The organism is Methanobrevibacter sp., from assembly GCF_045586545.1.
In the GTDB taxonomy this organism is placed as follows: domain Archaea; phylum Methanobacteriota; class Methanobacteria; order Methanobacteriales; family Methanobacteriaceae; genus Methanocatella.
Window position 1 is genome coordinate 1 of the sequence record NZ_JAZNAN010000047.1, and the last position, 22,922, is coordinate 22,922.

20 protein-coding genes are annotated in these 22,922 nt (G+C 33.7%); 12 read left to right on the forward strand and 8 right to left on the reverse strand.

Annotated elements, in window-relative coordinates; translation table 11 throughout:
• The first annotated feature begins 154 nt into the window (after nucleotides 1-154).
• Nucleotides 155-1,456 (forward strand): phenylacetate--CoA ligase family protein, encoded by a 1,302-nt coding sequence (locus tag ACKI3D_RS03930; RefSeq protein ID WP_407392452.1) that lies wholly within the window; start codon nucleotides 155-157, stop codon nucleotides 1,454-1,456.
• 8 nt (nucleotides 1,457-1,464) lie between these two features.
• Nucleotides 1,465-1,896 (forward strand): amino acid-binding protein, encoded by a 432-nt coding sequence (locus tag ACKI3D_RS03935; RefSeq protein ID WP_407392453.1) that lies wholly within the window; start codon nucleotides 1,465-1,467, stop codon nucleotides 1,894-1,896.
• A 57-nt stretch (nucleotides 1,897-1,953) separates the two neighbouring features.
• Here ACKI3D_RS03935 and ACKI3D_RS03940 read toward each other — a convergent pair whose 3' ends face one another.
• From ACKI3D_RS03940 to iorA, 3 genes are read right to left on the reverse strand one after another with little or no spacing between them, the layout of a single operon-like run.
• On the reverse strand, nucleotides 1,954-2,232 hold the full coding sequence (locus tag ACKI3D_RS03940; protein ID WP_407392454.1) for a hypothetical protein: 279 nt from the start codon (nucleotides 2,230-2,232) through the stop codon (nucleotides 1,954-1,956).
• A 54-nt stretch (nucleotides 2,233-2,286) separates the two neighbouring features.
• A complete protein-coding gene (locus ACKI3D_RS03945) occupies nucleotides 2,287-2,871 on the reverse strand; it encodes an indolepyruvate oxidoreductase subunit beta (protein ID WP_407392455.1) in 585 nt (194 codons plus the stop codon).
• 4 nt (nucleotides 2,872-2,875) lie between these two features.
• Nucleotides 2,876-4,768 carry an indolepyruvate ferredoxin oxidoreductase subunit alpha gene (gene iorA, locus ACKI3D_RS03950; protein ID WP_407392456.1) on the reverse strand — a complete coding sequence of 631 codons (1,893 nt, stop codon included), beginning with the start codon at nucleotides 4,766-4,768 and terminating at the stop codon, nucleotides 2,876-2,878.
• A 106-nt stretch (nucleotides 4,769-4,874) separates the two neighbouring features.
• Here iorA and tfrB point away from each other — a divergent pair, with 106 nt between their 5' ends.
• Genes tfrB through glyS form a run of 5 tightly spaced genes read left to right on the forward strand, consistent with a single transcriptional unit; the run spans nucleotide 4,875 to nucleotide 10,417 of the window.
• On the forward strand, nucleotides 4,875-6,350 hold the full coding sequence (gene tfrB / locus ACKI3D_RS03955) for a fumarate reductase (CoM/CoB) subunit TfrB (protein WP_407392457.1): 1,476 nt from the start codon (nucleotides 4,875-4,877) through the stop codon (nucleotides 6,348-6,350).
• 12 nt (nucleotides 6,351-6,362) lie between these two features.
• Nucleotides 6,363-7,268 (forward strand): TrmJ/YjtD family RNA methyltransferase, encoded by a 906-nt coding sequence (locus ACKI3D_RS03960; RefSeq protein WP_407392458.1) that lies wholly within the window; start codon nucleotides 6,363-6,365, stop codon nucleotides 7,266-7,268.
• Nucleotides 7,265-8,095, forward strand: a complete 831-nt coding sequence (locus ACKI3D_RS03965; RefSeq protein WP_407392459.1) for a DUF362 domain-containing protein — start codon at nucleotides 7,265-7,267, stop codon at nucleotides 8,093-8,095. The genes ACKI3D_RS03960 and ACKI3D_RS03965 overlap by 4 nt, the downstream gene beginning before the upstream one ends.
• 27 nt (nucleotides 8,096-8,122) lie before the next feature.
• The gene (gene dcd, locus ACKI3D_RS03970) at nucleotides 8,123-8,707 is read left to right on the forward strand and encodes a dCTP deaminase (protein WP_407392460.1); all 585 of its coding nucleotides are present in this window, start codon (nucleotides 8,123-8,125) and stop codon (nucleotides 8,705-8,707) included.
• Between the two features lie 15 nt (nucleotides 8,708-8,722).
• The gene (gene glyS / locus ACKI3D_RS03975; RefSeq protein ID WP_407392461.1) at nucleotides 8,723-10,417 is read left to right on the forward strand and encodes a glycine--tRNA ligase; all 1,695 of its coding nucleotides are present in this window, start codon (nucleotides 8,723-8,725) and stop codon (nucleotides 10,415-10,417) included.
• An 8-nt stretch (nucleotides 10,418-10,425) separates the two neighbouring features.
• Here glyS and ACKI3D_RS03980 read toward each other — a convergent pair whose 3' ends face one another.
• Nucleotides 10,426-11,202 (reverse strand): helix-turn-helix transcriptional regulator, encoded by a 777-nt coding sequence (locus tag ACKI3D_RS03980; RefSeq protein WP_407392462.1) that lies wholly within the window; start codon nucleotides 11,200-11,202, stop codon nucleotides 10,426-10,428.
• A 184-nt stretch (nucleotides 11,203-11,386) separates the two neighbouring features.
• Between ACKI3D_RS03980 and ACKI3D_RS03985 the strand changes: the two genes are divergently transcribed.
• From ACKI3D_RS03985 to ACKI3D_RS03995, 3 genes are all read left to right on the forward strand, one after another.
• Nucleotides 11,387-12,142 (forward strand): TatD family hydrolase, encoded by a 756-nt coding sequence (locus ACKI3D_RS03985; RefSeq protein ID WP_407392463.1) that lies wholly within the window; start codon nucleotides 11,387-11,389, stop codon nucleotides 12,140-12,142.
• 86 nt (nucleotides 12,143-12,228) lie between these two features.
• Nucleotides 12,229-12,774 (forward strand): hypothetical protein, encoded by a 546-nt coding sequence (locus tag ACKI3D_RS03990; protein WP_407392464.1) that lies wholly within the window; start codon nucleotides 12,229-12,231, stop codon nucleotides 12,772-12,774.
• A gap of 5 nt (nucleotides 12,775-12,779) precedes the next feature.
• The gene (locus ACKI3D_RS03995) at nucleotides 12,780-13,679 is read left to right on the forward strand and encodes a TDT family transporter (RefSeq protein WP_407392465.1); all 900 of its coding nucleotides are present in this window, start codon (nucleotides 12,780-12,782) and stop codon (nucleotides 13,677-13,679) included.
• A gap of 22 nt (nucleotides 13,680-13,701) precedes the next feature.
• On the opposite strand, the gene ACKI3D_RS04000 is transcribed toward ACKI3D_RS03995, so the two are convergent.
• Nucleotides 13,702-14,214: a cell division protein SepF gene (locus tag ACKI3D_RS04000; protein ID WP_407392466.1), complete on the reverse strand. Its 513-nt coding sequence runs from the start codon at nucleotides 14,212-14,214 to the stop codon at nucleotides 13,702-13,704.
• Nucleotides 14,215-14,219: 5 nt separating this feature from the next.
• Nucleotides 14,220-15,272 carry a DUF1611 domain-containing protein gene (locus ACKI3D_RS04005; RefSeq protein WP_407392467.1) on the reverse strand — a complete coding sequence of 351 codons (1,053 nt, stop codon included), beginning with the start codon at nucleotides 15,270-15,272 and terminating at the stop codon, nucleotides 14,220-14,222.
• A gap of 197 nt (nucleotides 15,273-15,469) precedes the next feature.
• Between ACKI3D_RS04005 and ACKI3D_RS04010 the strand changes: the two genes are divergently transcribed.
• Both ACKI3D_RS04010 and ACKI3D_RS04015 read left to right on the forward strand, forming a co-directional pair.
• On the forward strand, nucleotides 15,470-16,414 hold the full coding sequence (locus ACKI3D_RS04010) for a 3H domain-containing protein (RefSeq protein WP_407392468.1): 945 nt from the start codon (nucleotides 15,470-15,472) through the stop codon (nucleotides 16,412-16,414).
• Nucleotides 16,407-16,982, forward strand: a complete 576-nt coding sequence (locus ACKI3D_RS04015) for a ZPR1 zinc finger domain-containing protein (RefSeq protein WP_407392469.1) — start codon at nucleotides 16,407-16,409, stop codon at nucleotides 16,980-16,982. Before ACKI3D_RS04010 ends, ACKI3D_RS04015 begins: the two co-directional genes overlap by 8 nt.
• Nucleotides 16,983-16,998: 16 nt before the next feature.
• Here ACKI3D_RS04015 and ACKI3D_RS04020 read toward each other — a convergent pair whose 3' ends face one another.
• On the reverse strand, nucleotides 16,999-17,439 hold the full coding sequence (locus ACKI3D_RS04020; protein WP_407392470.1) for a hypothetical protein: 441 nt from the start codon (nucleotides 17,437-17,439) through the stop codon (nucleotides 16,999-17,001).
• Between the two features lie 268 nt (nucleotides 17,440-17,707).
• Entirely contained in the window at nucleotides 17,708-22,630 is a 4,923-nt protein-coding gene (locus tag ACKI3D_RS04025; protein ID WP_407392471.1) for a hypothetical protein, read from the reverse strand.
• Nucleotides 22,631-22,922 lie beyond the last annotated feature (292 nt).

Genomic DNA, 22,922 nt, shown 5'->3' on the forward strand with positions numbered 1-22,922 from the left:
TAAGGTACAATTTTGTACATTATAATTAGTTTAATTTTTGTTTAAAAAAATTATATGTCCAAATAAAAATATGTTGTACAGAACTATAAACTTTTATATAGATTAAATTAAATATCTAAACATACTTACAAAAAATCAAAAAAATAGGGATACTATGTTTTGGGATGAGAAAGCAGAATGTATGAACAAAGAGGAAAAGGAAAAGATTCAACTTGAAAGGCTACAAAAAACCGTAAAGCTAGCGTATGAAAATGTTGAATTCTATAAAAAAAGATTTGATGAGATAGGTTTAAAGCCAGAAGACATCAAAACATTGAAAGACATTGAAAAAATTCCATTTACAACAAAAAGCGATTTAAGACAAGCATACCCATTAGGTTTACTTGCAGTTCCACGTGAAGAGATTGTAGAAGTCCACGCCTCTTCAGGAACAACCGGAAAACCAACAGTAACCGCATATACTCAAAACGATTTGGACATTTGGGGCGAATGCATTGCTCGTGGACTTAAAATGGCGGGCGCTGAAAAAGAATACATTATCCAAAACGCTTACGGATATGGATTATTTACCGGAGGATTCGGTATTCACCATGGAGGAAACAGGATGGGCGCAATCACAATACCAATTTCAGCAGGTAACACCCAAAGGCAACTTGATACTATGGTTGATTTCCAAAGTGATATCCTAACATGCACTCCATCCTATGCAATGTATCTTGGAGAATCAAGAGAAAAGGCTGGAATCTCATTAGACGACATCAATTTAAAAATTGGAATACATGGGGCTGAAATGTGGACTGATGAGATGAGAAAAAGAATAGAATCATCTCTTGGAATAAAAACACATAATATTTATGGATTAACAGAAGTGATGGGTCCTGGTGTTGCTCAAGAATGTGATGAACAAAACGGAATGCATATACAAGACGATCATTTCTACCCCGAAATCATTGATTCCGAAACCGGCGAAACCTTAGATTATGGTGAAAAAGGAGAACTAGTTTTAACATCACTAACCAAAACAGGAATGCCTATTTTAAGATTTAGAACAAAAGACTTAACCTCCCTTATTGGCGATAAATGTGAATGCGGAAGAACCACAGTTAGAATGACAAGAATCACCGGTAGAAGCGATGACATGCTGAAAATCAAAGGTGTTATGGTATTCCCATCACAAATCGAAAAGGCGTTGCTTAAAGTCAGCGGCGCTAGCCCTAACTACATGATTCATGTAACAAGACCAGATATCTTGGATGAAGTGGAAGTTAAGGTAGAAGCATCCAAAGAGTTATTCTTCGATGAAATGAAAGAAATGGAAAGAGTAGAAAAACAAATCCAAGCAGCAATTAGATCTGAAACCGGATTAAGAGTAGATGTTACTATCTGTGAACCTGAATCCCTTCCAAGAAGTGAAGGTAAAGCTGTTCGTGTAATTGATGAAAGGAACTTTGACTAGGTGATAAAATGGCAGTGAAACAAATTTCAATTTTCGTAGAAAACAAAGAAGGCAGAATTAAAAAGGCTATTGATACATTAGGCAGGTCAAACATTAACATTCGAGCCCTTTCAATAGCTGACACCAGCAAATATGGAATTTTAAGATTAATCGTATCCGACAATGAAAAAGCAATAGAGGCTCTTGAAAAAGATGGATTTATCGTAAAAGAAAATGAAGTAATTATCTTAGCTGTTCCAGATGAACCTAATGGATTAAACTCTACATTAGCTGTCTTTGATGAAAAAGGTATTAATTTAGAATACTTATATGCATTTGTAAGTAGCAAAACTGATGAAGCTATTGTAGTTATGAGATTAGAAAATATGGACAAAGCCATTGAAGCTTTAAAGGAAAGCAACGTTAAAATCTTAGAAACTGAAGACATTAAAGAATTATAGAAAAGATTAACCTCTTTTCTACCATATTTTTAAAAAAAAAGAGTAAAGAAAAAATAGCTAGAATTCTTTTAACATGTTAGCTATATCTTCTCTTGAATAACCTAAACGTACGAATAGGCTTTTGAGTGGTTCAGTATCCGGAATGGAACCTAATTCTCTCCAACTTTGGAAATCATTTTTCATGATACCATTAATTAAAAGCTGGATTGTAATCAAATCATCACTTTTTACAGCGATAAAAGCATCTTCATCACGAAAAACATTTTCAGGATCAATTAATGTTATTTTCCCATTCCTGTCCTTTTTTATAATAGCATTGTCAATTTTGTAAGCCATAATACCACACTTTTTATCTCTACTTAAATGTTTAGTTTAAATACTATTTAAAACTTAACCTTTGATTGAATTATATCCATTTTCAATAGCTTTCAAATTCATGTCATGAAACTTAGGTTTTAGATTATTCTTCATGGCATCAATTACTGATTCTTTTGAAAGTGGAAAATTATCATCAGCAGTTACAGCACCCAATAATACCATATTTAAAGCTAAAATGCTTCCTGCATCAAGTGCCAATTCGGTTGCATCAATCGGAAGCACATGTTTGAAATTCTCTTTTAAAGTTTTAGTTATGCTGTCCACACTCGGATATGCTTTATTAGTTGAAGATGGAATTATAGGATGAGTATTGTAAACAATTTTGGTATCCTTATTTACTTTATCAAGTCCTCTGATTGTTTCTATCGGTTCAAATGAAAGCAACATGTCTGCACCCTGATTTGGAATAATTGAAGAATTAAATCCTCCAATCTTCAATTCGGTAGAAACGGATCCACCCCTTTGAGACATTCCGTGAATTTCACTCATTACAACATCCAATCCCTGATTCATAGCGGCTTCCCCAATGATTGTTGAAGTTTTAATGATTCCTTGACCTCCAACACCACAAATATAAATACAATAATGATTATCCATTTTTTCACCTGCCTGCCTCTAAAGCGCCATATTTACAAACCTGTATACATACATTACATCCGTCACATTGTGCAGTATCAACAGTAATCTTTCCATCGATTTTTGAAATAGCCGGACAAGCCAATTCACTTACACATTTATCACATTTATTACAGTTACCTTCAACAAAGTTAACCGGTGGTTTTTTGGTTAAACCTTTAATTAGTGTACAAGGAGCTTTTGATACAATTACTGCAGTATCATCTCTTTCAAATGCCTCTTTATAAGTTTTTATGACTTGGTCTAAATTGAATGGATTGATTACCCGTACATAATCACAGCCACAGGCAACGGCTAATTTGCGAATGGAAACCTCAGGAGCTTCATCTCCCATTCCATCAATAGGAATTCCCGGATTCGGTTGGCCTCCGGTCATTGCAGTTATTCTGTTGTCCAGAACTGTCAAAACAAAATTATGCTTATTGTGAACTGCATTAATCAATGGTGAAATTCCGCTGTGGAAAAATGTGGAATCACCAATGAAACTAGCTACCTTTTGGTCTGTTGAAACTGAAAATCCGCAACCGTCCCCTACACTGGAACCCATTGACAACAAGTAGTCGGCGCAATTGTAAGGTGGATTGATACCTAGTGTGTAGCATCCAATATCAGATGCGAATATTACATCGGATGTTTTCAATCCCAACTCTTCAATAGCCTTATTGATACCATAATACATTGCCCTGTGAGGACATCCTGCACATAAAACAGGAGCGCGTGATGGAATATCGTCACTTAATTGTTCCAAACTTGAAGAGAATTTGACTTCTTCAGCATCTTTAAAGTTCAATACCTTATTTAATCCTTCAGCTACAACATCTGAGTTGAATTCATGATAAAGCGGGAATGTTCCATCCAATTTACCATGAACATTAACATTAAGCTTATTGGCTCCGATACAAGCCAAAGTATCTCTTTCAATTATTGGGTCTACTTCCTCAACAATAAATACCTCATCCAAATCTTTTAAAAATTCAGACACCTTATCCTGTGGGAAGGGATATGAAAATCCTAATTTTAAGATGTTAATGTCCAAATCATTGAATTTTACAATATCATGAGCATAATTGTAGGCACTGCTTGAAGCAATTAAACCATATTTTTTATCATCAGTAAAGTTGATTTCCTTGTTCAAATCGCTTTTATTGGTTAATTCTTCAATCCTTTTGATTTTATCCCAAAGCCTTACATGCATGTCCCCTGCAAATGCCGGAACTGGAACATATTTTGATGGGTCCTTTTCAAAGTGACCTCTTTTCCAGTGATTATCATTATTTGATGAGTTATCCTTAACATCAGCAAATTCAACAACTCCCCTCATGTGAGATACACGAGTAGTTGTCCTGACAATTACAGGCAAACCAAATTGTTCAGATAAATCAAATGCATATTTCACCATATCTTTAACTTCTTGGCAATTGGAAGGCTCCAATACAGGCACATTAGCTATTCTTGCATAATTACGAGTGTCTTGTTCATTTTGAGATGAAAACAAAGATGGGTCATCAGCTGATAAAATAACCATTCCACCATTAACGCCTGAATATGCAGTGGTCATGAATGAATCGCTGGCTACATTCATACCCACATGCTTCATGAATGTAAATGACCTAAGTCCTGATGCGGCAGCAGTAGCTGCAACCTCCATTGCGACCTTTTCATTAGTAGAAAATTCAAAGTAAATATTAGCCTCTTTAGCCAATACTGATAATACATTACCTATTTCAGATGAAGGAGTTCCTGGATATGTAGCTGCAATAGAAACTCCTGCTTCTATAACTCCTCTTACGGCAGCTTCATTGCCTAGCAAAAATTGTTTTTCACCAGATTCTCCTGTGACTAATTCTTTTAAATTCATTATTTTTTCCTCAAAAATATCAATAATAACAATATATTATATAGTACATTAAACTATAAATATATATTATTATAATTTACAAGTTTTTAAAAATAGAGGGATAAAAATGATTAAAGTTTATGTTTCAAGATTTAATAGTGAAACCGATACAGAACCTCATTTGGAGTGTTATGAAATTGAACAAACACCCCATATGAAAGTTCTTGACGCACTTCAAGCTATTAATGAGAAATACGATGCAGATATTAGCTTTAGAAGCTCCTGCAGGGCAGGTCAATGCGGTTCTTGCGGCATTTTGTTTAAAGGAAATGGAGCTCTTGCATGTCAAAAAGAAATAAAAGACGGAGCTATTATTGAACCCCTTAATTTCCCAGTAATTAAAGATTTAATTGTTGATAAGTCAAGTATTGAAGCTAAAGTCAAAGATTTGGAGTTATCTTTACAATGCGACCATAAATGCGAGGAGCTCAATACAAGCATTCCTAAAAAAGATACATTAGATACCAAAAAAGTTAGAAGCTGTATTGAATGTTATTCCTGTCTTTCAACCTGTCCGGTTGTAAATATTGCAACAGAAGAGTTTGGCGGACCTTACCTAATGAGATACATCGATAAATTTGAAACTGACCCAAGAGACAAATTTGATAGACTTAAAGAAGCTTTAGATGAAGGATTGTATAACTGTACCAGCTGCGGCAAATGTCTGGCTGTTTGTCCTAAAAACATCAATACATTTGGTGATGCAATAGAAAAAATGAGAGCCATTGCAGTTGCAAACGGTTCAGGCCCTCTTCCGGAACATGTGGCGTTTAAAGAAAATATTTTAGAAACCGGAAGATCAGTCAAAACAGACAAGACCCCTTTTGTTGAAGAGGCTGAAAACTATACTGGTTCCAAAGTAGCCTTCTTTACAGGCTGTATGGTGGATTATAAGTTCCCTGAACTTGGCCATACATTAGTTAAAATTCTAAAAGAAAATGGAATTGACATCGATGTACCGGAAGGCCAAGTATGTTGCGGTTCCCCACTTTTAAGAACTGGTCAAACCGATATTGTACAAGAGCTTGTAGATAAAAATAAGGAAGTTTTCAAAGATTATGATACTGTTGTTACAATCTGTTCAGGCTGTGGAGCTACCTTAAAAAATAATCATCCTGAATTTGGTTCAAAATTAAATGTCATGGACATAAGCGAGTTTTTAGTGGATAAACTCGATACAAGCAAAATGAAAGAAGTTGATATGATAGTAACCTATCACGACCCATGCCATTTAGGTAGAGGCCAAGGCATTAAAGACCAGCCAAGAGATTTGATTGAAAAAATCCCTGGCGTTACCCTTAAAGAAATGCTGTATCCTTGCCAATGCTGTGGTGCCGGTGGAGGAATCAAATCCGGAAAACCGGAAATCGCAATGGATTTGGCAAAATCAAAAGCTGAAATGATTAAAGATACCGGAGCTGAAGCAGTCATTACAATCTGTCCATTCTGTAAAAGAAACCTGCAAGACGGATTGGATGCAATTGGTTGTAACGATATCAAATCAATGCACATTTTAGAGTTATTAGATAAAGCTTATGAATAATTACATTAGGAGTTGATTAAAATAGACGGTGATGTTGCTGTAGAAGAAAAGGTAGTTGAAACCACTATGAGCACACCTAAAGAAAAAGAAGAGAGCACTTCCGAGAAAAAATCAACTTCTACAAAAAAAGCAAAATCAACTAAACAATCTAGAGGTCGAGCCAGAGCCAAACTTGTCAGAGAACAGGAAGAAAAAGAAGTGAGTTTGTTCAAAGAAAACATATGCATCGTTTTCGTGGAATGTGAAACTCCCGGAAATATCGGTTTTCTTGCAAGGACCATGGCAAACTTTGGATTGAAAAATTTAGTATTGATTAATCCTCCAAAATTGACAAACGAAGCATATTATCAGGCCACACATGGAAAGTACATTGTTGAAAATGCAAAAATATATCCTACGCTTGATGACTTTTATCAATCCCAAAGAATTGATTTTAAAGTCGCTTCAACTGGAATGGCCGGAGGAAGCTATAATTTATCAAGAATTCCCCTTAGGCCGGAAGAGCTTGGTAAATCAATGAACGTTTCAAATAAAATTGCTATTTTATTTGGAAGAGAAGGCAATGGGTTGACAAATAAAGAAGTTGAAGATTGCGATATTTGCGTTTCGATTCCAACAGATCCAACTTATCCAATCATGAACATATCCCATGCTGCTGCAATAATATTCTATGAATTGTTTAAAAACAAACATGACTTTGGTGTTCAAGGGCTTGATGAAAGCACAGAGCTAGAAAAAGAATATTTGTTAAAAGACATGAAAGAGTTAATTGGAAGCTTGGATATTCCTGAACACAAAAAAAGGAACGGACTTAAAACTTTCAATAACATTATTTCCAGAGCATTTATAACTAGTAGAGAAGCACATACCTTTAAAGGTATATTAAGACGATTAAAAAATAAGATTGGTGAACAATGAGAAGACCGAGATTTGTTGATTTAAGTATATTTACTTTAAAATATATTTTCAATTGGAGATTTTGGATAGCGGAGATTACAAAAAAATCCGAAGTTTATAAAAAAATAGTTGATAAGCTCTTTTTTGAAGATGATGAAATAATTGTTGTTCCAAATACAATCAACATTAATAAAAAAATCGAATCTGAAGGTTCTGAGTTTTTACCAACTGTTATTATTAAAGAAGTAATTAAACGTAGCGAGGATATCGTTATCATGAATTCCTGTCTTTGCAGAACATCAAATAACTGTAAGGATTATCCTCAGGATCTTGGATGTATTTTTTTAGGTCCAACTGCTAGAAAAATCCCTTCCCATATCGGAAAAATAGCTACAGTTGAAGAAGCACTGGCCCAGGTTGATAAGGCTGATGAAGCCGGTTTGAGCCACATCATTGGGAGAAATAAAATCGATACCGTTTGGATGAATATAAGGCCTGGAAAAGGACTATTGACAATTTGTCATTGCTGTCCATGCTGTTGCTTGTGGAAAGTTTATCCTAATTTGGATGAGGATATAAGCGGCAAATTGGAAAAACTCGAAGGGGTTGAAGTGAAAGTTCATGAAGAGAACTGCAGATTATGCAAAAAATGTTTAGATGAAGTTTGCATGTTTAATGTTATCAAACTTGAAAATGATAAGATTACTATTGATGCTGATAAATGTAAAGGCTGCGGTCTTTGCGTTAATGCCTGTAAATTTGATGCAATTACAATTGACTACGCTGAAAAAACTATTGACGATGTAGTCAATCGTATGGAAGATTTAATTGAAATCAAAGAATTATAATATTTATAAACTTACTTGTGTGAAAAAATGGCGATTTTAAGCGATAAAACTATAAAAGAATATTTAAAAGAGGGGAAAATTGGTATTAATCCCCTTCAAGATGAAAAACAGATACAACCATCTTCTGTTGATTTGAGATTAGGAGATGAATTTAAAGTATTTAAAGTAATTAGAAAACCATATATTGATCCGAAAGATGAAGAAGACGTTGCATCTTACATGGAATCAAGCATTGTTGAAGAAGGTGACGCATTTATCATACACCCTAATGAATTTGCTCTAGCAACTACATTAGAGTACGTTAAACTGCCAGATGATTTAGTTGCAAGAGTAGAAGGTCGTTCCAGTATGGGAAGACTAGGCGTAACCATGCACGTTACAGCCGGTTTCATTGACCCTGGATTTGAAGGAAAGATTACTTTAGAAATATCAAATATCGGTGCAATGCCAGTAGCATTATATCCTGGTCAAAGAGTATGTCAAATAGTATTTGAAACTATGACAACCCCTTCTGAGATTCCTTACGGACATCCTGATAGGAATAGTAAATATATGGGTCAAACTCGCCCTGAAAGTAGTAGAGTTAAATTAGATTATGAATTAAAAAAATGATTGGAGTTAATATTTATGAATCACGATAAAATGAGCAATATTAGTGCTAAAAGAGGATTTTTATGGCCATCATTTGAAATCTATTCTGGAGTATCCGGTTTTACTGATTATGGTCCTCTTGGAGCAAGTCTAAAAAACAACATTATGCAAAAATGGAGAAAGCAATACGTTTCAGGTGAAGGATTTTATGAAATTGAAGGTCCTACCGTAATGCCTGAAGAAGTCCTTAAAGCATCAGGACACGTTGACAACTTCACAGACCCAATGTGTAAATGTGAAAACTGTGGAGAAGTCTTTAGGGCAGACCATATTATTGAGGATGTTATTGGAGAAGATGTGGAAAGCCTGGAAAACGAAGAACTCGACCAGATTGTCATTGACAACAACATTACCTGTCCGGAATGTGGAGGAAAACTATCAAACATCTGGAACTATAATCTAATGTTTAAAACTTCCATCGGTGCCAAAGGGGATAAAGTAGGTTATATGAGACCTGAAACCGCACAAGGAATCTTCATTCTATTCAAACGTTTGGAAAGATTTTTCAGAGGAAAACTTCCATTTGGTGCTGTTCAACTTGGAAAAGCATACAGAAATGAAATTTCACCAAGACAAGGAGTTATAAGACTTAGAGAATTCACACAAGCAGAAGCTGAAATCTTTTTAAATCCTAAAGACAAGACCCATCCGAAATTTGCGCAAATCGAAAATGTTGTATTACGATTAAATTCACAGAAAGTTCAGGAAAATAACCTGGAACCCTTAGAAATTACTGCACGCGAAGCGCTTGACAAGGGAATTGTAGCCAATGAAATGCTAATCTACCAATTATATTTGGCCCGTAAATTTTTAACAGAAATCGGTATTCCTGAAGATGTTTTGAGATTTAGACAACATTTGGCAGGCGAAATGGCTCACTATGCACTTGACTGCTGGGATGTTGAAGTTAAAACCGATAAATATGGTTGGGTAGAAATCATAGGAATAGCTGACAGAGGAGATTACGACTTGACCTCTCACTCCGAATACAGCAATGAGGATTTGAACGTATTTATGGAATATGATGAACCTAAAACAGTTCAAAAAACAATTGTTAAACCAAACTTATCCAAATTTGGACCTATATTTAAAGGGGATTCTCCTAAAGTAAAACAGGCTATTGAGGATGCTGATGTTGATGAAATAAAAGCTGCAATAGAAAAAGACGGCAAATTTACAGTTGAATTAGATAAAACTTACGAAGTAACTGAAGAATTGCTTTTATTTGAAGACATTGAAGAAGAAATAACTGGTGAAAAAGTAGTCCCTCATGTAATTGAACCTTCATTTGGTATTGACCGTATTACATATTCTGTTTTATTACATTCATTTACTGAAACAGAAGAAAAAGACTACTTCAAATTTGACAAGTCTGTAGCACCAGTCCAGCTTGGTATTTTCCCTCTTGTAAATAAAGAAGGACCTCGTGAAATTGCACAGGATCTTACAGAAAATCTCAGAATGGCAGGATTTACTGTTGAATATGATGCAAGCGGAACTATTGGAAAAAGATATGCTAGAGCAGATGAAATTGGTGTTCCTCTCGCAATAACAGTTGATTTTGAAACTTTAGAAGATAATCAAGTAACTGTAAGAGACAGAGACACTGAAGCACAGGAAAGAATTCCAATAGATGAATTAACTGACTATCTGGAAAAATATTATAAATGAGTTTTAACTCATTTATTCAATTTTTTGAAATTTTCAAACAGGTTTTCAGCCCATCTGATTGAATCGGGATTTTTTGATGTCAACAGCCTATTTTGATCAAAATAACCGTTTTCCTTAAACAACCCTAAAATCATCACATCATCAGTGCAAATCAACAGGAAATTATGCTTTCCCCTAAAAGTTGATAAATCTTTAATCTTAGACTTTTCTTCAAATGTTGTTAATAAACTATAAGGAATCATAGCTTCAACATTTCTTCCTATTTCAACCAATGCATTTAACTTTTTATTGAAAGCCTCATAATAAAATGGCAGAATACATTTAACCTCATTAGCACTGCTTAATGAACTTTCAATATAATTATACATCCTATACACATCAACATCATCAGCTTCCAACAGATTCGCTTTGCCAAGTAAGTACAACTCGGCAATGGACTGATTTGGAATCATTTCTATTAAATGTTGGTCCAATATATTAAAGAATTCATTTAATAATGTTATCACTTCTTTGAATTCTAAAAGATTCTCTATTTTTAATTTACCTGCATTAGATAAGAAATATTTATTAGATTCCCTATACACATGGCCTTTAAGTTCCAAATCATGCATGTTACTGGAAATTGAACTATAACTTAATCCTGTTTGCTCATTTAAGGCTTTCATATTTTGTGGCTTAAAATAGATGCAAGCCAATATCTTTAATCTGACCAATGAGTTAGTCAGATACTTTATTTCTTCTGAAACTGAATCATAGTTTCTTAAATTTTTTCTATTCTCTTCCACATTAATCACCAATGTAGTATTACTTATTCTATAATTTTTATTACTATGGAATATATAACCTCTTGAAGTGAACAAATGTGCAAAATAACACTTCCAAAAAATATAAAAAATAAAAATAAATTCAGATATTATTTTAAATTAAAAGAAATATACTAATATTAACTAAAAAATTAAAAGTGAAACTATGATTGATACACACATACATGCTGATGCGAGAAGTGGCGAAGAATTTAGAGACATGTACCTTGCAGGAATAGATACTGCAATAACCTGCAGCTTTTATCCATACAAACTTGACAACGACCTGATTCTCTTAAACCATTTGAATAGACTTTTGGAATTAGACACTAAAAGAGCACAGGACCGTGGAATTGATTTGAAGGTTGCATTGGGAATCCATCCCACAAATACTGAAATTAATCCCGAATTAATCTATGAAAACCTCTACCAATGGATTGAAAACAGACAGATTGTAGCCATTGGAGAAATTGGTCTTGAAGATTTAACGGAGAATGAATTTGCCATATTCAAAAAACAGTTGGACATTGCTGATGAAACAAATTCCAAAGTAATCATACATACTCCTAGAAAAAACAAAGCAGAAGTATTGAAAGAAATTTTAGACATAGTTCCACAACATTTAAATGAAAATCAGGCAGTAATTGATCATATTAATCATGATACTATTGATGAAGTAATTGATAAAGGCTATATGATTGGATTAACTGTTCAGCCACAGAAATTAACTATTGAAGGTGCCATATCTATTTTGGACAAATACGGATTTGACAATTTCCTGTTAGATAGTGACATGAGCAATAATCCATCTGATCCCCTTTCAGTTCCCAAAACAATTAGAGAACTAAAAAGATTAGGATATAAAGATAGCCAAATTGAAAAGGTAGCCCGAAAAAACGCTCAAGATTTTTATAAAATTTAATTAAAAGGAACATCAATATGGAAAATAATCATATAATAATCATCCTATTAATAGTCATCATATTAATTTTATCCATAGGAATCGGAATGTTTTTAATAGATGATTTTAACAAGCAGGATGTCAAAATAGAAGTTTTAAGCGACGATAATTTGAATAAGGGAGATACCCTCATAGTTCAATTATCAGATTTAAAAAACAATCCTATTTCAAATGAAAAAATCCTTATTAAATTCGATTCAGGAAATACCTATACAATTACTACAGATTCTCAAGGAAAAGGATATTTAGCCCTAAATGACCTTTCTGGAGGAAATTATATTGCCAATATAACATTTGATGGTAATAAAAATTATAAATCTGCAAGCATTACCGAAAATATCCAAATTAATGAAGTTGCAACATCCACTTCTTCTCCAGGAAATCCCATCGAAGATAACAGACCTACAAACGATGAAGATTACAAGGGATACACACCACGCCATGAAAGTGAAGTAACTGCAGATGGCTGGAATCCGAATGAACATGAAGTTTCCCGTGAAGATTTGGGAGATGGAAGGCATAGAATCAATTATGATGATGGATATTTCGTAATTGCTGATGAAAATGGGTATATCATAACTTACGGATTTTGATTTGAATGAATATTATTAAAAATACTCCAATTCCAATTGCAGGATTGATGTTAGCATTACTTTCCTTAGGAAATCTCCTGCAGGATATTCATCCATATTTAAGGTACCTACTTGGAACATTTGGAGTATTGATACTTATTTTAATAGTTCTAAAAGTCATTGTCTGCCCCCAGGACATTAAAAATGACTTTAAAAATCCGGTTATTGTAAGCAGTTCCGGTACTTTTTCCATGAGTTTAATGCTTTTATCTACATATCTTCTGCAATTTATGCCAAGTATTGCATATGCCATATGGATAATCGGAATAGCATTGCATATAATGCTAATAATCTACTTTACCTATCATTTCATTATATCTGAATTTGATATTTCGACAGTTTATCCGAGCTACTGGATAGTCTTTGTTGGAATCACTATGGCAGCCATCACCTCCCAGGCACATGAAGTCCAGGAAATCGGTTTTATATTCTTCATTATTGGATTCATTGCAATGACAATAACATTACCTCTTGTAATTTATAGATATGTTACATGCAGTGAAATTCCTGACATGAACAAACCGTTGATATGCATTTTTACCGCATTGATAAGCATATTGATTGTAGGCTATCTGAATTCCTCACCAAGCATTTCAATCGAATTTTTAATTGGCCTTTATCTGATTGCATGCATTTTCTACATCTTCGCATTTTATAAATTCATAGAATATAGGAACTTGGATTTCTATCCAAGCTTTGCGGCATTCACGTTTCCATTTGTTATAAGCGCTCTTGCAACAAAAGGCATTTTAAAAACAGTTAGTCCAAATATCCTTCTAAATGGAATATTGACAATAGAAACAGCAATAGCAATACTTATAGTACTCTATGTATCAGTAAAATACTTAAAATTCTTAAAAAAATAGTAAAAAGTAGAAATTAATCTACTTAGCCTTTATTAATAACTTTAACTTTCTTAGGAGAGACAATAATTAAACATTTTTCATCAGAGCGAGCAAGTAATAATGCTTGAACTCCATGTTTTGCTTTCATCTTCTTAATTTTATCTCCCGCCAACTTATAGTTTGCAGGGCTTTCTTTTTGCAAGAAGGATAAATCCAATATGACCGGATTTCTTTCTCCAACAACCTGATCAACTACATAATTGACATCATCGATTGATTTAGGCCTAATAAGAATTATCTCATAAAATGACTGTTCCGGAATAATCACAAAATCATCATCATCCCAAACCGGATCCGGTTGGACAGTAGGATTGGGTGCTGTTTTAGGATTTGGTTTATTTTGTTGCTGGGAGTTAGCCTGTTGCTGATTTTCTTGTTGAGGTTTTTTGAAATTATTGATAAAATCATTCAAGTTGAAACCTTCACTTCCGTTATTGCCGCCAGATTCTGTTTCTTCAAAGCCCAAACTTCTTTTCAAAGTATCAGTGAAACTCATTTTAATTACTCCTCTAGATAATCAAGAATGGCATCCAACAATTTTGATGCCCCATTGTTATAAACGTCTTCAGCAGGTAAATTATAAGTAGATTCAAAGTATTCAGGACAGATATCCAATGAAGCATTCTTAAGGTTAACTGATAATCCAACAACTTTTGTAGGTTCCACAGCTTCAATAGCTTTGATTTCTTCTTCAATACCTCTAGGTTCTCTGTAAGGGTGATTAGGCCTGTGTCCAACAATTACTGCATCAGGAGAAGCGCCGATTAAAATTGCTGCTGACAATCCTCTAGGGTGAGGATTTCCTTTTTCAGTTAAGCTGGATTGACCTTCAATGAAAATAATATCTGGTTGTTTGGTTTCTTCAATGTATTTGATTGCAGACAATACTGCTGCAGGAACATCCATAGCGGATAAACTTCCTGCTCTAAAGTTAAAATCAGTAGGTTCTTCTAATCCCATTTCATCAGTTGAAATAATTGCAGGGGTCATGCCTCTTTCGGAACTTGCCAAACCAAGCATTTTAGTAGTAGTTCTTTTACCACACTCTTGAGAAGTTCCTCCGACAAAGATTACTGGAGCTTTTGGCTTATATGAAATTTTTGGTAAAACTTCGCATGATTTTTCAGGAGCCACACCAGCTATTTTTTCTACAACATCTAATCTAGGGCCAATTTCTTTAATAACGACATTTTTTGAATCAGCAAATTTCTTTAAGGATAAATTTTCAGCAACTGATAATGACCTAAATGAAGTGATAACGTTCAATCCTGCATCAATAGCTTGAACCGCATATTTCAATGCTGTGCCCTCTGCACCAATCGGCAACATTATTACTAATGATTTGGCATCAGGAGCCACTTTTAAACATTTTTCCAAGCTTTCAGATACTACTTTACCGCAGAATTGTTTTCCTTGTTTTTTAACATCATCATCAATGAATCCAACAGCTTCGATACCGTCAAGATTGGAGAATTTTTCTCCTCCACCTCCACAACCGACAACAATGAACGGATTCAAGTCCTGAATTTCTTTTACTGATTTTACTGAATACAAAAATTTCACCCCTATAACTTATAATTTATAACAACCATGTAATTTTATTATCTTAAGATTTTTTAAATTCTTTTAAAAAAAACATTATACTATTAAATATAATTTTTCATATTAATAAATGTAAATGTTTTAATGAAAAATATTTAATTAATTAAGGATATAGAAATTAATTAATAGTAGGGAATTAGGTGAAATTAATGAAAAAACCTTATGTTATATTAATTGGGAGTGCATCGGGAATTGGTAAATCAACAATTGCAGCGGAATTGGCTAAAAAATTAAATATCAAACATTTAATAGAAAGCGATTTTATAAGAGCAGTTGTTAGAGGAATTATTGGAAAGGAATATGCACCAGCACTTCACAGTTCATCATATGACGCCTATAAAAATCTAAGAAATAAAACCCGATACGAAAATTATGAAGATTTGGTGTCTGCTGGATTTGATGAACATGCTTCATATGTAATTCCTGCTTTAGAAAAAGTTATTCAAAGAGCTATTACCGATTATGATGACATCATTATAGAAGGAGTTCATTTAGTTCCTGGACTAATAAATACAGAACAATTTGAAGAATATGCAAATATTTACTTCTTCATATTGAGTTCCGATGAGGAATCCCATAAAGAAAGATTTGTTAAAAGGGCAGTTCAGATACATAGGGGTGGAAAACAGCTAGATTTCTTTAAAGAAAATAGAATCATACATGACCATCTACTAAATCAAGCTGAAGCCCATGATGTGCATGTGATAAATGCTGAAACAATAGATAAAACATTGGATAAAATCCTATCCATCATTAACAAATTCTGCACAACTGTGAACTTGATAAATTCAATTGACGATTTAGAAGACGTTATTGATATAATTATCAATGAAAATAATGGATCCCTTGAAAAAATTACATATAACCTTAAAGGCTTTAAAGAACCTTTAACTAGGAATATTGGTGTTTCAGACTCGGAGTCTGCAAATAAATTTATTAAAACTATTAATGAGAATGAAGATAAAAAAGAATACCTATCAGAATTATACAACCTATCAGAATATAGGAAAACAACTATTTGTGCTTCAAATCAAGAAAAACTAGAAAAAATTATAAAAGAATTAGATGAAAGAGGATATGTTTTAAATGAATGACGAAAAATTAAATGAAATGGTTATCAAATGCCCTGCATGTTCTGTTGAAGGCAAAGCCAAATCAATAATGAAAGAACTTGAAATACCTCATTTTGGAAAAGTTCTAGAAACCACTATTCAATGTCCCGAATGCGGTTTTAAACATTCGGACATCATAGCATTAGAGCAAAATGATCCTGCTAAATATGTAATTGAAATTAATAAAAATAATCTTTCGGTTAGGGTAGTAAGATCCCAATCCGCTACCGTTGAAATACCTGAAATTGGCGTTAAAGTAGAACCCGGTCCAAAATCAGAAGGATATGTGACAAATGTTGAAGGAATCCTTACTCGTTTTGAAGAAGCTGTTGAAAAGGCAATGAAATTATTTGATGATAATCAATCACAGATTAATGCAAAAAACACCCTTACAAAAATTCAGGAGTTAAAAAAAGGAAATGGAACCGCTACATTAATTATTCTTGATCCGTTTGGACAAAGTAAAATAGTAAGCGAAAAAGCGGAAATATTAGAAATTCCAGAAGAGGAATTGAATAATCTAAAAACAGGTTTCAGCCATATCGAATAATAAAAAAAGAAGAAGATTATTCTTCTTCATCTTCGTCTTCAATAGATGCTGAAAAACTAGCAAATGAATCTTCTTCAACTACGTCTTTTAATTTTAAAGTTTTTTGTACATCCATAGCTAATGCATTACAATCTGCTTTTATAGCTTCTAAATGTAATAAAATTCTTTCTTTTTCTTGATTGATTCTTTCGATGTTAGTGTATGGGTAAGTGGATTCTTTAAGCATTTCGTATTCAATAGTAGTGTATGGATAATCGTTTAATTGTTTACATACATTCTTTAATACGTCACCTAAAAACTTGTTCATTTCTACTTTTACTCTTTCCCTAATCATCTTGTCATCATCAAGATTTTCTTTCATTAAACGTACAACTTCAGCTTTAGCGAAAGGTAATTTTTCATCTTCTTCATCGACGAAATCATCGGAATTTGCATCAATCATTTCTTCTTCAGACATAATCACACCTCTTAGCGTTTGTTTAAGTATATTGATTCACTCTACAATTTTTTAAAAAAAAATATCATTTAATCAATATCTAAACATACATTTATCATTACTTCTATATAAAGGTTTTGTTTAAATTGAAAAAACGAAGCAGTATTCGGCCACTAATAAGTGCAACATGAAAAATAATCAATCGTAAAATCAATAATTTTAATACTTATGAAATTTTGAAAAACCGTTTTAAAAAATGAAAAATAAGTAGCAAAAATGCTACTTTAAATTATCTTCTTTTTGATTTGTTTCCCCCTAAAAAGATCATTGAAAATATTAATGAAAGAAGCAATACAAAGAAAGAATTACCTGAAACGTTCTTTTCAAGGAATTTATCTGCAACTTTTTTCGGAACATCATTATCAACAAGGTCTTTAGAGGTTTTAGGAGTTTTGGAATCTTTTAGGAAATTTTTACTAACTTTAACAGAAGCAAAATCATCATTATTAGACAAGTCAGGATCATAGTTATCGCTAGATGCACTAACCTCATTATCTGCAACACCCTCTTCAGTAGCAATAGCTTCGATTAAAAGTGAAGCTGATTCGCCATATTCAAGTGAATCTATGTCCCATGTTTTTGTAAGCTTGTTAAAATCACCGGCACTTGCTCTGAATGATTTTAAGCTTAATGAATCATCCATGATTTCTTTTACTTCAATATTGTCAGCCCTATCGGGACCATTATTTACAACTTCAATTGCATATCTTACAGTTTCACCTATCAAATAGTAATATTTGCTAGCAATCTTTGTAATTGATATGTCACTTGCCGGAGCAACATCAATGGATTCATTTGCATAATTATTTGATAGATTTAAATCTTTTTCAGTTCCAAAAACACTTGCATTATTGGTAAAGCTACCGGTTTGTGAAACTCTGCAAGTTATTTCCAATCTTTTGCTGTCTCCAACATTCAAGTAACCAATATTCCAAATTCCATCATCATAATCCTCGCTGCTTGATTCGACGAAATCCAAACCATCAGGCAAGGTATCGAATACGACAACATCGGAGGCATCATTTGGCCCGTTATTGGTTACAATCAAAGTCCATACAATTATGTCCCCGTAATTTGGATTGGAGTCATCAACTAACTTTTCAATTGCCAAATCAGCAACAGGATAAACATCAGCAGTTGCAACATCATAATTGTTGGCTTCATTCCAGTCATACTCATTAGAATTGACTTCTGCATAATTGGATATTTCACCTAATGCCTTTGCGATGCAAGTTATATTAAGATATTCAACACAACCTACATCTAATCTTCCAACATTCCATTTATTTGCAGAAAATGTTCCTCTGCTAGATTCATAGCCTACAAATTCTAATCTTGAGGATAAGACATCATCAACCACTACACCGGTAGCATTATCCGGACCATTGTTTTTGATAATGATTGTCCACATAATCTTCTCATCATAATGAGGATTTGTATTATTAATCTCTTTGATTAATTCCAAGTCTACAGATGGAGGGACATTGATTGATGCATTATTATCATTATTTGACAGGTTCGGATCATATTCATCACCGTGAATCTCAACCAGATTAATGATTTTGCCAGTTTTATTGACTTTGCAAATCAATATCAAATTCTGAACTTCACCTTTATTTAAACCAGACATTGTCCATACCCCATTGTCATAAGTGCCTTTACTTGCAGTGTGGTTGATTAGAATTAACCCATTCGGTAAAATCTCATCAACATGAACAGCATGGTCATTATCAGGACCATTATTTGAGATAGTGACTGTCCATTTAACTAAATCCAAATAGTTTGGTTTAGTGTTGTTAACGACTTTTTTAACAACCAAATCCGCAGCAGGAGCCACGTTTATTGTTTCATTATCAATATTGTTAGTCAAGTCGTAATCATATTCCTTGCCGGTGACATTGACGTTGTTGATAGTTAAGCCGGTTTTGTTAACTTTACAAACAATATTTAAACTGGCTGAAGCTCCTTTAGCCAATTCACCGATGTTCCACTGACCAGACTCATGATCATATTTGCCTCTGCCATCATCGTTTTGCCAGATTACGGATTTAGGAAGCAAATCTGTGACTTTAACGTTTGTTGCTTTATTTGGACCATTGTTTTTAACGGTTATTGTCCAAGTGATTAATTTTCCATATTTCGGTTTTGTATCATTTACAACTTTTGTCACTTGCAAATCTGCTGCAGGATGAATTAAAATGGATTTTGTGTCCTTATTGTTAGACAAATCATAATCATATTCCCTGCCTGTGACATTAGCTACATTTGTAAATGTGCCTGTGGCATTGACTCTAGTGATAATGTCGAAAGTCAATCTTTCGCCGACAGCAAAATTGCCTATAGTGATTTTGCCGTTAGAGTAGCTTCCTCTCTGCAAAATTGATTTCACATAGACAAATCCTTTAGGTAATGTATCAACCACATTAACGCCGGTAGCATTATCTGGACCGTTGTTAGTGACTGTTAATGTCCATTTGACCAAATCTCCGAAATTGGCAGAGGAAACATTTGCTCTTTTAACAATGGCCAAATCGCATGCAGGTTTTACATTAATGTCTTCCTTATCGAAATTATTGGACATGTCCCTATCATGCTCTTTTGCTGAAACTGAAACGTTGTTTTCAATTAAGCCAGTAGCATTGACTTTAGTGATGATATGGAATGTAGCTGAACTTCCTACATTCAAAGTTCCAATACTCCAGCTCCCGGAATTAAGATTATAATTACTGGAAGATCCATTATAAATCAAAGAATCCGGAAGGATATCCGCTACTTTAATACTAGTCGCTTTATCAGGTCCATTGTTTTTAACAACTATTGTCCAATCAACCAAATCCCCATAATTTGGATTTGAGTTGTTTACTGACTTTTTAACTTCCAAATCACAAGCGGGATTAACCACAATGGTTGTGTCATCCTTATTATTGGTCAGATTGGTATCGTGCTCTTTTGCAGTTACATTTGCCTTGTTGTTTATCTCACCTGTTTTTTTGATTTTAGTGAGAATTTTTACAGTGATTGTTTTACCTACAGCCAAATTGCCGATTGTCAATACGCCGGTTGCACGATTATATTTGCCACCACTAGTGTCATTTACATATTCAAGACCTTGAGGCAATAGGTCTCTTACTACGACATCAGTAGCATTATTTGGACCGTTATTGGTAATCTCCAATGTCCATAAGACATAATCATCATAATTGAATTCCTCAGCATCACTTGCACTTTTTAAAATCTTATTGTCAACTAATGGGATAACTCTAAAAGAGGTTGTATTAACTATTGCCTTATAATAGGTATCTTCAAAGTGTGTTGATTTAACGTAATACTTGCCCGGTTTTAAATCATTTAACACATCAGACACCTCACCCAAATAAGATGATTTCAAAGTTTTGTTATATACAACACTTCCATCTTCATGAGTTACAGTTAATAAGATATCCATATTATATTCACGGTCATCCTGATATAAGTGTCCATTCATTGTTGCTCCGGAAACCGGAGTTTCTCCATTAATATTGATATTCTGATTTGAAGCAGCGTTGTATACTGCATTAGAAACACTCAAGTCGTTGTATCTTGCAATATTGTTTCCTCCATAAATAATAGATTTTATCTGTTCGGATTCGCCATAATAAATGTCATGAGCTGAAACAGGCAACAGATATACCCATGCCTGATTTTCCTGCATTATATTGTCTGTCAATTTCAATTTTTCACCAGATTTATCATAATAAACAGCACTGCCGTTTCTTGCGGTATTGAATCTGAATACATTGTTTTCGATTACTGCCTGAGTACTGTTTACATATATTGCTCCTCCCAAACCGTCATCAAGTTTATCCGCATCAGGCATTGCATCATTACCTATAAATGAAGAATGTTTGATAAGAGTATTTTTTCCATTGATAAATACAGCACCGCCATCAATATTTGCAACATTATTGTTAAAGTTAGAATTCTCAACATTAACATCAAATGCATCTATATTTACTGCACCACCATATTCTGAAGCGAAATTGTCTGTGAAATTTGAATCTTCAATTTTAATGTTCATGCCGCTTAACCTTACAGCACCACCCAATGGAGCTTCATTTCCATTGAAAATACAATCGCTGATATTCAAATCCATTGTTTCATGCTCCAATGAAATGGATACTGCTCCACCATACTTATTAGCGGAGTTGTTGTAAAATTCACAGTTTTCCAGACTTCCAGAGGAATGGTAAGTCAAGGCCCCACCATGATCTGCGGTGTTGTTGATGAAAATACAATTGTAATAATGTGTTCCATTCCTAACGCAACCTGCACCTCCATGAGAAGTACCGTTAATTGATGTAGCTCTGTTATTTATAAATTTACAGTTTCTCAAAACACCATATGAAATATCAGTGTCCAATCCAACTTGCACTGCTCCACCATAAGCATTTTGATATTGTTTGACAGTATTTGAGTCAAAAATACAATTTTCAATCAGGAAATTGTAACCGAACACACCCAATGCACCAGCAGCTGCACCGGCACCGTTATTGGTGAAATTACAATTTCTAACTACAACATTTTCTACCGCCAATGGAGTATAGGAAGTAAATAATGCTCCTGCAGACAGTTTTGCGTAGTTGTCTTCAAAAACGCAATTTTCCACAGTTACTGATTTTGCATTAATCCTGATTGCTCCACCTTCCATTTCATTATATCCATTTTTAAATTTCAAATTGCTAATTATCGTACCTGCCGCTCTTGATGTAAGTCTAAAAATACTTGACAAGTTCTTTGCATCCAAAGTTGCAGTTGAACTTGAAGTGATTGTCAAAGGCTTATTGATTTTAATTGTATCATTTGATGAAGTTGAAACAAATGTGCCTTTTAGTTTTATAACATCTCCCGAAGCGGCATTGTCAATCATTTCTTGAATGTCGCTAAATTCACCTCCGTTCAGCGAATAGGTCTCTTCGAGTATTTCATTGTCTTGAGAATTTTCCAGCTTATCTCCAATATCTAATTCCACTCCTAATTCATCAACGCTTTCATTTAAATCGCTGGCATATGCATGATCCATATTCATGCCAAATGCCGAAAACATTAATGTAGCGAAGATTAATGAAATTAGGAGCTGTTTGCTAATAGCCATATTTCGAATATTTTTTAACATTTTCATATCTCCTTAGAGGACTATGATAACTACTATTAATTAACAAAAAGCTATTAACCAGCAATTAAACTTTTTATTTTTAGTTTAGACTTAAAAAGAATAATATTAAATACTAAATTTAAAAAATAATTCACGAATCAATAGAAATCTTTTAAATGAAGACTCTAACACATAATAATTTTTTAATTATTATGACAAGATTAATGAACTATTCCAATTCAGAACCATAAATTAAACTTTATCAAATCAGAGCAAAATTGAACTGAAAATAAAAGATAATCTCTTTAAATCC

Excerpts from the sequence above, each read along its gene's own strand:
- ACKI3D_RS03930 (WP_407392452.1), top strand. The coding sequence starts at position 155 with ATGTTTTGGGATGAGAAAGCAGAATGTATGAACAAAGAGGAAAAGGAA.
- ACKI3D_RS03935 (WP_407392453.1), top strand. The coding sequence starts at position 1,465 with ATGGCAGTGAAACAAATTTCAATTTTCGTAGAAAACAAAGAAGGCAGA.
- ACKI3D_RS03940 (WP_407392454.1), bottom strand. The coding sequence starts at position 2,232 with ATGGCTTACAAAATTGACAATGCTATTATAAAAAAGGACAGGAATGGG.
- ACKI3D_RS03945 (WP_407392455.1), bottom strand. The coding sequence starts at position 2,871 with ATGGATAATCATTATTGTATTTATATTTGTGGTGTTGGAGGTCAAGGA.
- iorA (WP_407392456.1), bottom strand. The coding sequence starts at position 4,768 with ATGAATTTAAAAGAATTAGTCACAGGAGAATCTGGTGAAAAACAATTT.
- tfrB (WP_407392457.1), top strand. The coding sequence starts at position 4,875 with ATGATTAAAGTTTATGTTTCAAGATTTAATAGTGAAACCGATACAGAA.
- ACKI3D_RS03965 (WP_407392459.1), top strand. The coding sequence starts at position 7,265 with ATGAGAAGACCGAGATTTGTTGATTTAAGTATATTTACTTTAAAATAT.
- dcd (WP_407392460.1), top strand. The coding sequence starts at position 8,123 with ATGGCGATTTTAAGCGATAAAACTATAAAAGAATATTTAAAAGAGGGG.
- glyS (WP_407392461.1), top strand. The coding sequence starts at position 8,723 with ATGAATCACGATAAAATGAGCAATATTAGTGCTAAAAGAGGATTTTTA.
- ACKI3D_RS03985 (WP_407392463.1), top strand. The coding sequence starts at position 11,387 with ATGATTGATACACACATACATGCTGATGCGAGAAGTGGCGAAGAATTT.
- ACKI3D_RS03990 (WP_407392464.1), top strand. The coding sequence starts at position 12,229 with ATGTTTTTAATAGATGATTTTAACAAGCAGGATGTCAAAATAGAAGTT.
- ACKI3D_RS03995 (WP_407392465.1), top strand. The coding sequence starts at position 12,780 with ATGAATATTATTAAAAATACTCCAATTCCAATTGCAGGATTGATGTTA.
- ACKI3D_RS04000 (WP_407392466.1), bottom strand. The coding sequence starts at position 14,214 with ATGAGTTTCACTGATACTTTGAAAAGAAGTTTGGGCTTTGAAGAAACA.
- ACKI3D_RS04010 (WP_407392468.1), top strand. The coding sequence starts at position 15,470 with ATGAAAAAACCTTATGTTATATTAATTGGGAGTGCATCGGGAATTGGT.
- ACKI3D_RS04015 (WP_407392469.1), top strand. The coding sequence starts at position 16,407 with ATGAATGACGAAAAATTAAATGAAATGGTTATCAAATGCCCTGCATGT.
- ACKI3D_RS04020 (WP_407392470.1), bottom strand. The coding sequence starts at position 17,439 with ATGTCTGAAGAAGAAATGATTGATGCAAATTCCGATGATTTCGTCGAT.
- ACKI3D_RS04025 (WP_407392471.1), bottom strand. The coding sequence starts at position 22,630 with ATGTTAAAAAATATTCGAAATATGGCTATTAGCAAACAGCTCCTAATT.